10 protein-coding genes are annotated in these 15,557 nt (G+C 72.5%); 1 reads left to right on the forward strand and 9 read right to left on the reverse strand.

From position 1 onward, the window contains the following. Window positions 1-8 precede the first annotated feature (8 nt). The gene (locus tag ACXN5W_RS16725) at window positions 9-935 is read left to right on the forward strand and encodes a phosphotransferase family protein (RefSeq protein WP_473159226.1); all 927 of its coding nucleotides are present in this window, start codon (window positions 9-11) and stop codon (window positions 933-935) included. A 43-nt stretch (window positions 936-978) separates the two neighbouring features. Here the strand turns inward: ACXN5W_RS16725 and ACXN5W_RS16730 are convergent, their stop codons facing one another. The 9 genes from ACXN5W_RS16730 to ACXN5W_RS16770 all read right to left on the reverse strand — a co-directional run bounded on the left by ACXN5W_RS16730 (window position 979) and on the right by ACXN5W_RS16770 (window position 15,463). Then, window positions 979-2,256 (reverse strand): sensor histidine kinase, encoded by a 1,278-nt coding sequence (locus tag ACXN5W_RS16730; RefSeq protein ID WP_473159227.1) that lies wholly within the window; start codon window positions 2,254-2,256, stop codon window positions 979-981. 25 nt (window positions 2,257-2,281) lie between these two features. Further along, window positions 2,282-2,983, reverse strand: a complete 702-nt coding sequence (locus tag ACXN5W_RS16735) for a response regulator transcription factor (RefSeq protein WP_473159228.1) — start codon at window positions 2,981-2,983, stop codon at window positions 2,282-2,284. Window positions 2,984-3,024: 41 nt separating this feature from the next. Beyond that, the gene (locus ACXN5W_RS16740) at window positions 3,025-4,287 is read right to left on the reverse strand and encodes a cation:proton antiporter (protein ID WP_473159229.1); all 1,263 of its coding nucleotides are present in this window, start codon (window positions 4,285-4,287) and stop codon (window positions 3,025-3,027) included. Continuing rightward, window positions 4,284-5,582, reverse strand: a complete 1,299-nt coding sequence (locus ACXN5W_RS16745) for a cytochrome P450 (protein WP_473159230.1) — start codon at window positions 5,580-5,582, stop codon at window positions 4,284-4,286. The genes ACXN5W_RS16740 and ACXN5W_RS16745 overlap by 4 nt, the downstream gene beginning before the upstream one ends. Beyond that, window positions 5,579-6,658 (reverse strand): alpha-hydroxy acid oxidase, encoded by a 1,080-nt coding sequence (locus ACXN5W_RS16750; protein ID WP_473159231.1) that lies wholly within the window; start codon window positions 6,656-6,658, stop codon window positions 5,579-5,581. The genes ACXN5W_RS16745 and ACXN5W_RS16750 overlap by 4 nt, the downstream gene beginning before the upstream one ends. Beyond that, a complete protein-coding gene (locus tag ACXN5W_RS16755; RefSeq protein ID WP_473159232.1) occupies window positions 6,643-8,208 on the reverse strand; it encodes an NAD(P)-binding domain-containing protein in 1,566 nt (521 codons plus the stop codon). The genes ACXN5W_RS16750 and ACXN5W_RS16755 overlap by 16 nt, the downstream gene beginning before the upstream one ends. Before the next feature lie 34 nt (window positions 8,209-8,242). Next, on the reverse strand, window positions 8,243-8,860 hold the full coding sequence (locus ACXN5W_RS16760) for a TMEM175 family protein (RefSeq protein WP_473159233.1): 618 nt from the start codon (window positions 8,858-8,860) through the stop codon (window positions 8,243-8,245). A 261-nt stretch (window positions 8,861-9,121) separates the two neighbouring features. Continuing rightward, window positions 9,122-9,856 (reverse strand): SDR family oxidoreductase, encoded by a 735-nt coding sequence (locus ACXN5W_RS16765; protein ID WP_473159234.1) that lies wholly within the window; start codon window positions 9,854-9,856, stop codon window positions 9,122-9,124. A 135-nt stretch (window positions 9,857-9,991) separates the two neighbouring features. Next, window positions 9,992-15,463 carry an ATP-binding protein gene (locus ACXN5W_RS16770; RefSeq protein ID WP_473159235.1) on the reverse strand — a complete coding sequence of 1,824 codons (5,472 nt, stop codon included), beginning with the start codon at window positions 15,461-15,463 and terminating at the stop codon, window positions 9,992-9,994. Window positions 15,464-15,557 lie beyond the last annotated feature (94 nt).

Raw genomic sequence — 15,557 nt, forward strand, 5'->3', positions numbered from 1 at the left:
GTTGGCGGATGCGCAGTCCGACCCAACCCGTGTTGTCGCGCTCCGACGTGGATTCGGTGCTGGCCGACGGGCTCGGCGCGGTTGACGTCGTCGATGCCGCCGAGCTGAGCGGCGGCACCTTCGCCGCCGTCTGGCGGGCGACGCTCGCCGACGGCCGGGAGGTCGTGGTCAAGGTGGGCCCGCCGCCGACGGCTCGACTGCTCGCGTACGAGAAAGGGTTGATCCCGGCCGAGGCGGAGTACTTCCGGCTGGTACGCGACCGCGCGCCGGCGGTGCCGGTGCCGTCGGTGCTGGCCGGCTCCGACGACTGGATCATCACGACGCTGGTGCGGGGCCGCCCGCTCGCCGGTGAGGACGCGCCGCAGGCCCGTGTCGAGCTGGGTGCGGCGGTCGCCGCCGTGCACGAGATCTCCGGCTCGCACTTCGGCTACACCGGTGACCGGCCGTCCGGATCGGACTGGCCGACCGCCTTCGCCGCCGCCGTCGCGGCGCTGCGGGCCGACGCGGCGGCGTGGAACGTGCCGCTGCCCCCGCTGGACGGGGTGGTCGAGCGGCACCACGACGTGCTGGCGGCGGTGACCCGCCCGGCCCTGCTGCACTTCGACCTGTGGGACGGCAACGTGCTGGTGTCCCCGTCGGGCGGGCTCGCCGGCCTGGTCGACGGGGAGCGCTACCTCTACGGGGACCCACTGCTGGATCTGGTGTCACCGGCCCTGTTCCGGCGGATCGAGGACGAGCCGGAGCACCCCTTCCTGCGCGGCTACCGGCCGGAGCCGTTCGACGCGGGCGCCCGGATCCGGCTGTCGCTCTACCGGTTGCACCTCTACGTCCTGATGATCGCCGAGGGTCCGAGCCGGGGCATCGAGCGCAGCGGCGGCCGCCATGACTACCTGACCGGTCTCCTGAACGAGGAAATCGCCCTACTCAGCTCGTGAAGCCGGGGGCTCGGAGCGGGGGCCCGGAGGGCGTCTGGCGGGGTCAGCGCGCTGGCGTCCCGACAACCGGGGCCGGCCCGGCGGTGCCGGCCGGTTCCGCCGCCGGGAGGCGGATGGTGAACTTCGCTCCGGCCCCCGGGACGGTGGCGGCCTCGACGGTGCCGCGATGCTCGGTGACGACCTCGCGCAACAGGGCCAGGCCCAACCCGTACCGCTGCTCCTGGCCGCCCGGCCCGCGGTGGAACCGGTCGAAGAGCCGGTCGGCCTCGGCCGGATCGAACCCGTTGCCGGTGTCCGAAACGGTCAGCTCGACGAGGCCGCCGGAGCCACGGGCCACCCGCAGGTCCACCCGGCCGCCGTCCGGGGTGTGGTTGACCGCGTTGGCCAGCAACTCTCCCACGGCCCGCCGCAGCGCCGACTCGACCCCGCGCACGAACAGCGGTCCGGGCGGACGCTCGACGCTGATCGTCAGCCGCCGCTCGGCGGCCCGGTCGGCGTCGGCGGCCACCGTGGACTCGGCGATCGCGGCCAGGTCGACCGGTTCGGTGTCCCGTTCGGTCGGGCTGGCCGCCAACCGGGCCGACAGCAGCAGGTCGTCGACGACCCCGCCGAGCCGGCGGATGGCCAGCGCCAGCCGGTCCAGCCCGGCCCGGTGCTCGGTCGGCAGGTCGGCCTCGGCCGCCGCGCGGGCCAGGACCTGGACCCTGGTGTACGCCTGGGTGATGGGCGTGCGCAGTTCGTGGCTCGCGTCGGTGACGAACCGGCGCTGCTTGGCCAGCGCCTCGGCGAGCGGCGCGACCGCCCGCTGCCCGACCAGCAGCGCGGTGGCGCCGGCCACCACCAGGCCGACGAGTTCCGCGACGCCCAGTGCCAGAAGCAGGTTGCGCCGGTCGGCGAGCTGGTAGCGGGTGTCGAAGACGGCCTGTAGTCGGCGACCGTCGGCGCGGGTCTCGGTGCGTACCCGGTAGACGGTGCCGTTGCGGGCGACCCGCCGCAGCACCACGGCGGGCGGCCCGGAGACCTGGGTCAGGTCCGCCCGCACCGGAAATCCGGCGGGGGCGGGCAGCGGGCCGCCGATCACGCCACCGTCGTCGATGGTGAACAGCCAGACGCAGCCCGGCGGGGTGGACGCCTCGCCGAAGGCGACGCTGTACCACAGCTCCCGTTGGATCTGGCTGTCCTGGGCGCGGACCATCATCGCGTAGGCGATCACCCCGACGAGGGTGACCAGCAGGGTGATCACCAGCCCGACCACCGCGCCGACCCGGAACCGGGCCCGCTTGAGCACCGCCTGGTCCGCGCCGGTCAACGGCTGCCCCACCCGTACCTCCTGCCCCGGTGAACCGTCAGAGCGTCCCCAGTCGGTAGCCCAGGCCATGGATCGTCCGGATCGCCGTCCGGCCGAGCTTGCGGCGCAGATAATAGACGTAAGTGTCCACGATGGACGCAGCAGGCGCCTCCTGGAAGACGCGGCGGCGTAACTCCGAGCGGGAGTGTACGGCGTTGGGCCGGGACGCGAGCGCGCGTAACAGCTCGAACTCACGGGCCGACAGCGCCACCCGGCGCCCGTCCGGCAGGACCACGTCGCGCAGGCCGAGGTCGAGCTGCGCGGTGCCGATCCGCAGCACCTCGGTGCCGTCCGGAGCGCGCCGGCACAGCGCCCGCAGCCGTGCGCTCAGCTCGTCGAGATGGAACGGCTTGACCAGGTAGTCGTCGGCGCCGGCGTCGAGCCCGCGTACCCGGTCGTCGACCGCGCCGAGGGCGGTCAGCAGCAGTGCCCGGGCCTGCACCGCCCGGGACCGCAGCCGCTTGAGCACGTCGAGCCCGTCCAGTGCGGGTAACCGCCGGTCGAGGACCACGACGTCGTACCGCCGGGTGAGCCCCAGATGCAGACCCCGCTGGCCGTCCCGGGCCAGGTCGACGAGGTATCCCTCGGCGGTCAGCGCGCCCGCCAGCAACTCGACCAGTTCGTCGTCGTCCTCGACCAGAAGAAGACGGTAGGTGCCCGCCTCGCGCGTTCCGCTGCCGCCCACGAACCCTAGGATCACACGCCGAGGCTGGCTCCGGATAGTGACGGATATCGCTATATTCAGCCGACCGTCGCCGGCTGCTCGACGAGCGGCTCGGCCCGGATCCGGTCGCGGCGCTCGAACCAGGACAGCAGCGGCGTGGCCATCAGGGTCGTGACCAGGGCCACCAGCACCAGCGCGGTGAACAAGGCGGAGCCCACGATTCCGGCCTCCAACCCGACGTTGAGCGCGATGAGCTGCATCAGCCCCCGGGCGTTCATCAGCGCGCCCACCCGCAGCGCCACCCCGGCGGGCTCACCGCGCAACCGGGCCGCCGCCCAGCAGGCACCGAACTTCCCGGCGATGGCCGCCGCGACGCAGCCCAGCGAGAACAGCAGCACGGCCGGGTCACCGAGCAGACCGAACTCGGTCCGCAGCCCGGAGTACGTGAAGAACAGTGGCAGGAAGACGGTCTGGCACACCGGCACCAGCAGGTTCACGACCCCGTCGGTGCGTTCGTTGGCCGGCATCACCACACCGAACGCGAACGCGCCGAAGACCGCGTACAGACCGATCTCGTCGGTGTACCAGGCGACGATGAACAGCAGCGCGACCACCCCGAGCAGCCGGGTCTGGGTGGTCCACCGGTCGACCCGCATCAGCGCGGCGGCGGTCGGGCGCACCACGTACCAGATGAGCACCACGAACAGCGCCGCGCCGACGACGGTACGCAGGGCCGGGCCGCTGTGGCCGGACGCCGCCGCGATGACGAAGGCCAGCATGATCCACGCGACCACGTCGTCGATCGCGCCGCTGGCCAGGGCGAGTGATCCGTGCCGGGTGCCGGCCAGGCCGCGTTCGGTGATGATCCGCGCGAGCATGGGGAAGGCGGTGATGGCCAGCGCGACCCCGACGAACGCCGCCGAGATCCCCAGCGGTGTGTCGGCGGCGAGGATCCCGGACCGGTCGCCGAAGCCGAGCACCAGCAGCACGCCGAGCACCAGCGGCGCGGTGACCCCGGCGAGGGAGACCGCGCCGGCGGTGCCGGCCAGACTGGCGACCCGGTGCTGGCGGAAGGCGTACCCGGCCTGGAACATGAAGGTGACCAGACCGATCTGGCCGACCACGTACAGCAGCGGTTGGAGCTGCTTCGGGAAGATCGCGTCCTGCACCCCGGGGAGCAGGAGGCCCAGCAGCGACGGGCCGAGCAGGACGCCGGCGAGCATCTCACTCACCACCGGCGGCTGGCCGACCTTGCCCAGCAACCAGGCGACCGCGCGGCAGACCAGCAGGATGACCGTCACGGCCAGGAAGAAGCGGGGGGCGAGTTCGGTGGGCGTCACGACTGGGGTACCTCCGCGAAGTAGGTCGCGCAGAGCCGTTGGCGGCGCGCGTCGAGCACCATCAGCGTGCCGAGCACGAGCTGGACGAGACTGCGGCCGACCTCGGCCCAGCCGTCCCGGCGCCGCATCCGCCACAACCGGAACGCGCCGGGCGGGGTGGCGCCGGGCGGGACGAGATAGCAGGGCCCACGGCTCGGCAGCGACCGGGAGTGCTCCACGGTGGAGGTGAGGGCGAACCGGCGCAGCACCTCGCGGGTGGCCGCGCGCATCATCACCGGCGCGCTTCCCCGGGCCGGGCAGGCGCGGTTGGCCGTCACCCCGAACGGGACGAAATGGACCTGCCGGCGGTCCAGCGCGAGCCACCGGTCCGGGTCGAACGCCGGGTCCGCCGCCGGCCCGGTCCGCTGGTACGCCAGGTAGTTGAACAGCAGCACCGACCCGGCGGGCAGGGTCACCCGCTCGTCGACCCGGATCGGCGCGGACGTGACCCGGTGCGCCACCCCGAACAACGGATGCACCCGCAGCGTCTCGTCGATGACCCGGTCGATGGTGTCGTCGTCGGCCAGCCCGGCCGTCAGGTCACGCTGGACCGTCGGATGCTGCGCCACCGCGAGCAGCACATGGGCCATCGCCTCGGACAGTTGCACCACGGCCGTGTTGAAGAAGGCGCCCTGCAGGTACCAGGCGTTCTCCCGGGCGGTGAACGGCGGCGGCAGCAGCACCGGCACGGTGCCGTCCTCGATCCGGCGCAGCAGATACCGGGTGAGCCGGTCGCGCCGGTCCATGTGCCGCAGCGAGCAGCACTTGAGCGCCGTGACCACATCGTCGGCGTTGGCGACGATCATCTCCCGGACGTCCGCCGGGCAGGGCTCGCCGAAGACCAGTTCGTAGTGGACCTCGGCCCACACCGGCATCATCAGGTCCCGCAGCCGCACCAGGCTGAGCCGGCCGGCCGGGATCCGGTCCAGGGCCCGCCGGGTGGCCGCCTCGGCCAGCTCGTACGACCGCCGGTGCGGCACGGCCAGGATCCGCCGGGTGGTCCGGGCGACGGTCTGGTACCGCTCGCCCGGCTCGATGTGTTCCTGGTGCATCTGCGGTCCCGGCGCCAGCCAGTACCAGAAGAGGTCGGAGAGCCCGGCGCCCCGGCTGCGCCCGTCCGCCGCCGGGTCGGAGTAGACCCGCTCGAAGTGTTCGGCGCCGACCAGGGGTCCGGGCACCGGAATGCCCTCGGTCCCGTTGACCCGGCGGAACGCCCACTCCCGGGCCCGGACGAGCAGTGCCGGCAGGACCCTCACGGCCACCCACCACCGATCTGGACGATGTCCGGTTCGAGCGCGGCGACCCGGTCCGCGCCGCACAGCGCCATCGCCCGGTCGATGTCGTCGCGGAGCAACCGCAGGACCTGCCCCACCCCGGCCGAGCCGGCGGTGGCCAGCCCCCACAGCACCGGCCGGCCGATCGCGACCGCCGCCGCGCCGAGCGCCAGCGCGGTCACCACGTCGGTACCGCGCCGGAATCCACCGTCGACGATGACGGGCAGCCGGCCGTCGACCGCCGCCACGACGGCCGGCAGCGCGTCGATGCCGGCCACCGCGCCGTCGAGTTGCCGCCCGCCGTGGTTGGACACCAGCACGGCGTCCGCGCCGCCCTCGACGGCCCGGCGGGCGTCGGCCGGGTGCAGGATTCCCTTGAGCACGATCGGCAGTGACGTGACCCCGCGCAGCCAGTCGAGCACCGTCCAGTCCAGCTCGGCGTCCCAGCCGATGGCCCGGGGTGCTCCGGCCGCCGGGTCCGCCGGGTCCCGCAGGTTCTCGCAGACCAGTCCGTCGGGCAGGTCGAGGAAGCCGTTGCGCAGGTCCCGCAGGCGCCGGCCGAAGACCGGCGAGTCGACGGTGACCACCAGTGCGGCGCAGCCGGCCGCCTCCACCCGCCGGATCAGCCGCTCGGTGAAGGCCCGGTCCGGTTGCACGTACAGCTGGAACCAGAACCGGACGCCGGTGGCCGCGACCTGCTCGACCGGCTGGGTGGCCGCCATGCTGAGCACCATGACCGTCCCGGCCTCGGCCGCCGCCCGCGCGGTGCCGACCTCGCCGTCCGGATGGGCCAGCCGGTGGAACGCGGTCGGGGCGATCAGCACCGGCATCGACAGCGGTTGGTCGAGCACCGTGACGGTCAGGTCGCGCTTGCCGACCCCGCGCAGGACCCGGGGCAGCAGCCGGTACCTGTCGAAGGCCGCCGGGTTGTCCCGCAGGGTCCGTTCGGCGTCCGCGCCGCCGGCGAAGAAGTCGTACCGTGCCGTCGCCAGCCGTTCGGCGGCGGCCGCCGCCACGTCCGCCAGGTTGAACACACCGCGCCTCAGGAGGCCAGGCACCGGGTCAGGAAGGCCACCAGCGGCTCGCGGTGGACGTCCGGCCGGTCCCACTTGTTCTCCAGGTTCTCGGCCAGGTGATGCTCCGCCCGGACCTCGCCGTCGCGGTGGTGACGCACCACCGGATGCAGGTACGCCGCGTCGTGCGCCTGCCCGGGGGTGTCCTGCGCGACCCGGGTCACCGAGATGTCGAACGGGTCGACCTTGTCGTGGTCGGGCCCGTACTCCAGGGTCACCGCGAACACGTCCGTGGGCCGGTGGTCGGGGCTGGACAGCCCCACCCGGGCCAGGTATTCGACCGGTACCTCGTCGTGGTAGCGGGCCGCCTGTCCGGCCACGGTGACCGCGTCGGCGAGCACGCCGAACTGTTGCCAGAGGCCGGAGGAGCGGTTGACCCGGGCGATGATCGCGTCGGCGACGGACTCCGGCGTGCTGTCGAGCTTCTCGGCGGGCCACGGCACGTCGTGGTACCGGCGCTCCAGGATCTTGTGCAGCGCCCGGACGCCGTACCGGAAGCCGTGGATGAAACCGCTGGTGGCCCGCTTGAAGTCGCGCATCTGCGACAGGGTGCCGGCGAAGAACAGGTCCGGTACGTTCACCGACTCCCACTCGTCGGTCTGGTCCGGGAAGCGGTCGTTGATGGTCAGCGCCGGCCGGCAGTCGTCGGCGAAGATGTCCGGGTCGAAGCGGAAGCCGGTGCAGGCGATGACCCGGTCGTAGCGCAGCTCCCGGACGGTCTCGTCGGCGCGGCTGAAACTGACCGCCACCCGGTAGCCGTCGGCGTCCCGCCGGATCTCCAGGATGTTCCCGTCGAGGACCGCGTTCCCGGACTTCAACTGGTAGCTGTCGAGGAAGTTGTTGTTGACCGCGCGCAGGTGCCCGACGAAGTGCGACTGCCACGCCAGCCGTAGCGAGTGGGGCCCGGCCAGGTGGATCACGCTGGTCGTCTCCATCAGGTTGTCGGCGGTCTCGAACGCCGAGTTGCCCTTGCCGATGATCAGCACCCGCTGGTCAAGGAAGTCGCGCGGGTCGACCGACACCTCGTCGTACCGCTCGGCGGTCTCGATCCCCGGGATCGCCGGCAGGTACATCCGGCTGACGCCGGTGGCCACCACCAGCCGGCGGGCCCGGTACGTCCGCCCGGCCGTGTCCTCGACCTCGAAGACCTCCCCCCGGTTCACCCGCGCCACCCGGGCGCCGTAGCGCACCCGTACGCCGGTCGTGGCGGCGAAGTCGGCCAGGTAGCGCACCATCAGGTCGGCGGGCGGGAAGTACCGCTCGGTGTACGACGTGAACAGGCGCGTCCGGTCGTCGCCGAGCAGCGAGTTCCAGTCCTGCCGAAGGTTGAACTCCGGGTCGTCGGAACCGGTGTGCGGCTTGTTGATCGAGATGAGCGTCCGGTGGCGCGGGAACCGGGTGAAGAACGCGCCCGGCTCGTCGGCGCCCTCCAACACCAGGTAGTCGCGCCGGCCGTCCTGTTCGAGAAGGGCGGCGAGTTGCAGGCCGGCCGGTCCCGCGCCGACAATCAGGTAATCCAGCGGCGTTTCGGTCACCCGTCGAACATATGTCGCGGAAATCAGAGAAAATTCAGTCCGGCCCGTCAGCCGGGGTACCGTCCTGGCGGACCGCGCGGTCGATGCGGGGGTCGGGGACGATCCACACGATCGCCGCGACGGTGAAGAACGCCAGCGCGAGTGCCACGCCGACCTCGTCGAAGAGCAGGGCGCTGAGGATGCCGGCGAGATAAAGTGCCGGCGAGAGCCTGCCCTTGAGGTCGGCGCCGACCGCCCGCCGCAACGGCGACTCCGGTCCCTGCTGGTGGATGATCGTCGTCTGCAGCACGAAGTAGGCGACGGCCGCGAGGAGCAGGTTCAGTCCGTAGGCGACGACAGGTGTCCGCGCCAGCCTGGAGTCGTCCATCCAGGCCGTGGTGAACGGGAAGAGCGACAGGCAGAACAGCAGCGCCAGGTTCGCCCACAGCACCCCGCCACCGATCTGCCGGACGAGCTGGAACATGTGATGGTGGTTGTTCCAGTAGATGCCCACGTAGACGAAGGTCAGCAGATACGTCAGCAGCCCGACGCCGGTGGTGTGGACGAGGGCGGCGAGGTCGTGACCCTTCGGCACCCTCAGTTCCAACACGATGATGGTGATGATGATGGCGATCACCCCGTCGCTGAGCGCCTCCAGCCGACTGGTCCGCACCGCGCCACAACCCTTCTGCCCCGGCGACCCCGCACCCGGCGCCGTGCCGGCCGGGCGGACGATGGACGCCGTGATCGCCAGTAGAAAATAGCCGACCGCGGTGCTGATGGGGGCGGTACGGGCGGATGGGGTGAGGGTGCCGGAGGACGGGCCGGGGGTCGATGATCTCCAGGCCGCGGCGGTGGCTGCCGGACCGGACCGTCGCCGGGTCGACCTGCCCGGGGCCCGTCCGGCGGCCCGCCGGCCGGGCCCCCGGTCGCGTCAGCGAGCCAGCCACTCCCGGTAGGAGGTCTTGGCGATCACGGTGCCCTCCTTGGCGATGAGGGCGTCGCCCTTGGCGGCGGCGAACATGCCGGCGCTGTCGTCGGTGACGACCGTGCGGTTGTCACCGTGCGCGGCGATGGTGATCCGGCCCAACTCGTCCAGCGCGAAGACCTCGGGCCCGGCGACGTTGCGGGTGCTCCGCAGCGGCGTGCCCACGCTCACCTCGGCCACGGCCTGGGCGACGTCGGCCGCCGCCATCGGCTGCACGCGGGTGCTGGGCAGGCGGACGGTGTCCCCGTCGGCGGTCCAGGACAGCACCGCCTCGACGAACTCGAAGAACTGGGTGGCCCGGACGATCGAGTACGGCACGGGTCCGGCCTTGAGGATGTCCTCCTGCAACACCTTCGCCCGGTAGTAGACCAGCTCCGGGACCTCGTCGGCGCCCACGATCGAGAGGATGACCGCGTGGCCGACGCCGGCCGCCTCGGCGGCGCTCAGCAGGTTGTCCATCGTCGTCTGGAAGAACGCGGGCGAGGCGTCGTCGAAGGTCGGCGAGTTCGTCACGTTGACCACGACGTCGGCCCCGGCCAGCGCCTCGGTCAGGCCCTGCCCGCTGAGCAGGTCCAGGCCGGTGGACTGCGAGTGTGGCACCGCCTCGTGTCCGCTTCCGTTGAGGATCTTGACGACCTGCGAGCCGATGAGTCCGGTGCCACCGATGACAGCGATCTTCATGGTGAGAGACCTCCCTGAGGAAAGGCGAGCGGAGGGTTCCGTCTACCCGCTATGACCGGGTACTCCCGCCGGCTGTGACGGCTCGTCGCCGTGACGCCGGTCGCAGAACCGGAACCCTCCGCCCGTCCTCGCCGATCAGGGCTGTCGGGAATGTGCCTCGATGGCCTCGATGACCCGTGGGCGCAGTTCGGCGGCCCGGACGACCGCGTCGACGGAGCCCACCTCGACCGCGCGCTGGATGCTGTGCACCCGGTCGAACTCCGTGGCGACCTCGCTCAGCTTCTCGGCGCGTACCGAGGTGCGCAGCTCGTCGAGTTCCGCGGTCAACGTGGCGCGGTCGGCGCCGGAGGCGGACCCGACGTTGGCCTCCAGGTCCCGCACCCGGGTGTCGGCCGCCGTGCGGGCGTCGACCTCGCTGGAGAACACCGCCGCGGCGGCGGGAGCGCCGCCGAGCACCGAGGCGAACGAACCCTCCAGCGCCAGCACGGTCATGGCGGGGTTGAGCGCCTTGGAGAACACCACGAACGCGCCGCCGTGGTACCGCGAGATGACGCAGAACACGATCGGTCCACGGAAGTTGACGATCGCCCGACCGATCTCGGCGCCGTACTCCAGTTGCAGCTTGCGCATCGACTCCGGCGAACCGTCGAAGCCCGACAGGTTCGCCAGCACGACCAGGGGCCGGTTGCCGCTGGCCGCGTTGATCGCCCGGGCGGCCTTCTTCGACGACCGGGGGAACAACGTGCCCGCGGTGTAGGCGTCCGGGCCGTCGGTGGGCGGGAAGCCACGCCGCGGCACCGCCCGGGACTCGATGCCCAGCAGGCACACCGGAATCCCGCCGAGGTGTACGTCCTGCACCACCGCGGTCTCCGCGTCCGCCATGCCCGCCCAGCGTTCCAGCACCGGGTGGTCCTGGTCGGCGAGCGCCCGCATCACGGTCCGGATGTCGAACGGCTTCTTGCGGTCCGGGTTGGCCCGGCTGGAGAAGATGTCGCCGACGGTGCTGAAGTCGCTGCCGGCCAGGGTGTGCGGGTAGGTGCTGATGTCCCGGTCGACCGGGTCGGTGGTGGTCGCCCGGCGCGGCGCGTCCTCGCCCGGCGCCACGTACGTGTGGTCGTAGTGCGCCATCAACACGTCCCGGGCCGAGGGCAGGTCCGGGGCCCAGTACTGGGCCTGCCCGTTGGGCCCCATCACCCGGTCGTAGCCGCCGATGCCGAAGTTGTCCTCGGCGGAGACGCCACCGGAGAAGTCGAGGGCCTGCTTGCCGGTGAGCACCATGGCCGAGTCCGGCGTCATCACCAGGATGCCCTTGGTGTGCATGAGCATCGTCGCCTCGGCGTTCCAGTACGGCTGGGCGCCGACGTTGATGCCCGCCACGACGATGTTGATCTCCCCGCCGTCCTGGGTGAACTCGACGATCCGCTTGAGCGCCGCGGCCACCCAGTCCATGTTCTCCGTGCCCGACGTCATCGAGATCCGGGCGCCGGCCGACAGCGCGTACCACTCCACCGGCACCCGCATCCGCTCGGCCAGGTCGAGGGCGGCGATCACCCGCCGGCACTCCGGCTCCGACAGCGCGCCCAGCGACTTCGTGGGGTCACCGAGCAGGACGACCCGGGTGACGCCGTCCGGGTGCCGCAGCGTCGGGGTGGTGACCACGCCGGCGACGAGCGCCGCGCTGTTGCGGCCCTTCGGCCGGACGACCGGCACCAGCGCGTGGTCGTCGTCGAGGTCGTGCTCGACGAACTCGCCGAGCAGGCTGGTCAGCTCGTACGGGTACACCGTGTTGCGGCTGCTCGCCCGCAGCACCTTCAGCCGGTAGTCGTCCAGCGGCTCCAGCGGCTCCACCGGTGGTTCACCGACGGTCAGCTCGGCTCCGCCGTGTACGTCGAAGGTGATCCGCACGCCGACCCTGGTCAGCTCGCCGGTGCGCTGGTCGCGCTGGCGGGCGATGAACAGGATCTCCTCCAGGCCGGCACCCGCGGTCGTCGGGCCCACCCGCCCGGCGATCATCTCCATCTCCTCACGGGTCAGCTCGCTCGGCGGCCAGACGTAGATCACGATCCGGTTGGTGGGGAAGCGGGTCTTCGACGGGCGCAGCATCTGGGCGCGGCGGATCGAGTCGAGACACGCGGCGAGGGTGTCCTCGGTCGTCGGCAGCGCGACCAGCCGCCCGTCCTGCTCGCGCAGTTCGGTCAGGTCACGCACCTGCGCGAACGCGACGAGGCGCTGGTCGGACCGGTTCTCCCGGGCGACGCACTGGAAGAGATAGACCTCCTCGTCGGCCGACGGCAGCCGGGTCAGGTCGAACTCGCGCAGCCGCTCCAGCTGCATCCGTTCCGCGATGTACGGGTGCAGGCCACGGATCAGCCGTACCTCGGCCATTCCCGAGTCCGACGGGCGGAAGGTGAAGTGGTGGTGCATCACCGCGCCGCTGCGGCCCGCGACGGTGGCGGTGAGCCGACGCACCTGCGGCGGGAGCGGAACTGAGGAGATGACCTCCAGCAGGGCGGCGGCGGCCGCGTCGAAGTCCTCCGGCCGGTTCTCCCAGGCGAGGTAGATGTCGGCGACGGCGGCTTCCTCACCGCCGGCCAGCTCGGCGAGCCCGCGCAGCGCGTCGGCCAGCGCGTCGAAGCGTACGGCGGCGGAGACCACGCTCGAATCCGCGCGCCGGGCGAGCACGAACGTGCAGCCGGCGACCGAACGGGTCTGGACGCTGGTGAGGGCCCGGTTGCCGTAGTACCGCCGGGTCAGCACCTCCAGCATGACCGCGTTGTCGAGGTGGTCGCGTACCAGCCGCTGGCCGAGCAGCCGGACCAGCGGCTCGGTGCTGCGGACCATCTCGGCGATCCGCTCGGCGCGGTCGGGCGAGTCGGGGTGCGCGTCCAGGTGGCGCAGGTGCGTGCGGACCTGGGCGTAGACCCGGGCCCGGTTGCGGCGCAGCAGCGGCTGGGCGAACCAGGCGAACACCACGCCGCGGGCCAGGTCGGCGACCACGGGGAAGCGGACCTGGGTGGCCGCCACCAGCCGCTCCAGGGCGAGACCGGCGGGCTCGCGCAGCGCCTCGTCCGGTGGCGGTTCGCGCAGCCAGGCGCGCAGCAGCGTCGCGATGACCGTGGCGTCGGCGGACGAGCGTTGCTGGGCGAGGAAGATCCGGAACACCGCGGACTCAAGGGCCGGCGTACGTTCGAGGTCGGTGACCCCGTAGTTCCGCAGCACCTTGCCGAGCCGGGCCTGGAACGCCTCCGGTAGTCCGGCCCGCTCGACGTCGAGGCTCTGCAGGTAGGTGTGGAAGTGCTCCCGGGCGCTGTGCCGGTGGCCCTCGGCCGGGCCGTCCTCACCCGTCGGCCGGTTGCGGCTCAGCTCGGCCAGGTCGACGAACAGGCTGATCAGTTCGATCTCCTCGGCCAGCGGCCGGTGGCCACCTCCGGCGACGGCACGCCGGGCGACCAGGTAGTCGTCGATCACCCGGCGGTCGTCGTGCGGGTCGACGTCGAAACCGAGCAGCAGGCCGCGCAGGTTCTCCTGGCCGCGGGCGGCGCGCTGGCTCACCGGTACGTTCCCCGGCTCGGCCGGCAGGTCCAGCTCGACGGACGCGGCGGCCGGGCTGTCCGGGGCCGCCTCGCCCTGGTCGGCGAGTGGCTCCAGCCGCAGCAGCGGCGCGCCGGCCTCCACCTGGCTGCCCACCGAGACGGCGGACTCCTTCAGCCGCGCCCGGAACGGTGCCCGGAGCACCGTCTCCATCTTCATCGCCTCCAGCACCAGCACCGGTGCGTCCGCCTCGACCTCCGCGCCGACCGGCACGGGAGCGGCGACGACCAGCGCGGGCATCGGAGCGCGGACGACGCCGCCCTCGTCCCGGCTGATCCGGTGGGTCACCCCGTCCACCTCGACCAGGTGGACCGGTCCGTGCGTGCCGGTGAGCAGGCGGTACCGGACGCCGTTGACCACGATCTGCCCGGTGTGCCGGTCGAAACGGTCGAGTTCGACGTCGGCGGTGTGCACCTCGGCACCGGCCTCGATGCCGACCCGGAACCGGTGCGCGTCGACCCGCGCCACCCGCATCCGGTAGTTGGCGCCGCGCAGCTTGAGGTCCAGCGGACGGCCGCTGGTGTGCCGTACCTGCGGGCGCCCGCCGGCGGCCGTCGACAGCAGCCGCTGCCGCTCGGCGTTCTCCTCCTCCTCGTACGCCTCGATGGCGGCGGCCGCGAGCGCGACCGCGGAGTGCCGGTGCCCGACGAGGCCGCCCTCGGCGCGGACCCGGTCGATCCAGCCGGTGTCCGCGCTGGCGTCGATCACCGCGGGCTGGTCCAGCAGGTCGAGCACGAAGCTCTTGTTGGTCGCGCCGCCCTCGATGACCACCGTGGTGTCGGCCATCGCCCGGCGCAGCCGGCCCAGCGCCTCGTCCCGGTCGCGGCCGTACGCGATGATCTTCGCGATCATCGAGTCGAAGTCGGCGGGGATGGTGTCGCCCTCGCTGACGCCGGTGTCCACCCGGATGCCGGGGCCGGCCGGCAGGTCCAGCCGGGTGATGCGGCCGGGGGAGGGCGCGAAGTCCCGGTCGGGGTCCTCGGCGTTCAGTCGGGCCTCGATGGCGTGCCCGCGCTCGATCGGCGGCTCACCCGTCAACCGGCCGCCCGCCGCGATGTGCAGCTGCGCCTTGACCAGGTCGAAGCCGGTGGTGGCCTCGGTGATCGGGTGCTCCACCTGGAGCCGGGTGTTGACCTCGAGGAACGCGAGCTGCCGGTCACCCGGGTGGTAGAGGAACTCGACGGTCGCCGCGCCCCGGTAGCCGACCGCCAGGGCCAGCCGCTCGGCCGACGTCTTCAGCTCGGCGGCCTGTTCCGGACCGAGCACCGGCGACGAGGACTCCTCGATGATCTTCTGGTTGCGCCGCTGCACCGAGCAGTCCCGGACCCCGAGGGCCCACGCGGTGCCCTGCCCGTCGGCGATCACCTGGACCTCGACGTGCCGGGCCCCGGTGACCAGGCGCTCCAGGAACACGATGCCGCTGCCGAAGGCCCGCGCCGCCTCCTGGCTGGTGCGCTCGTACGCCTCGGCGAGCTCGGCGTGGCTTCGGACCACGCGGATGCCCCGCCCACCGCCGCCGGCGGTCGCCTTGAGCATCAGCGGGTAGCCGATCTGGGTCGCCGCCGCCTGGGCGGCGTCCAGGGTCTCGACCGCGCCGCGGCTCCACGGCGCGACGGGCACGCCGACCTCCTCGGCGATCAACTTCGCGCCGATCTTGTCACCGAGCTTGCGCATGGCGTCGGCGCTCGGCCCGACGAAGGTGACGCCGACCTTCTCGCACAGCTCCGCGAACGCCGGATCCTCGGCCACGAACCCCCAGCCCACCCATGCGGCGTCGGCCCGGGTCTCCACCAGCGCGCGTTCCAGCGCCTTCGGGTCGAGGTACGGGCGGGCGGCGGCGGGACCGATCTCGTAGGCCACGTCCGCCTCCCGCACGAAGGTCGCGGTGCGGTCGACGTCGGTGTGCAGGGCGATGGTCTCGATCCGGACGCCGGTCTCGGCGGCCAACTCCCGGACCGCGTGAATGAGTCGCATGGCGGCCTCACCACGGTTGACGATGGCGACCCGGGTAAACACGTGACCGGTCCTCTCGGTAGACCCACGATTGCGTGCCGGGCGACGAGAAGCCCCGGCTGTGATCAGCTTTCCGTCTGCCGGCCGGCAGCGCCAT

The organism is Plantactinospora sp. A48, from assembly GCF_055793945.1.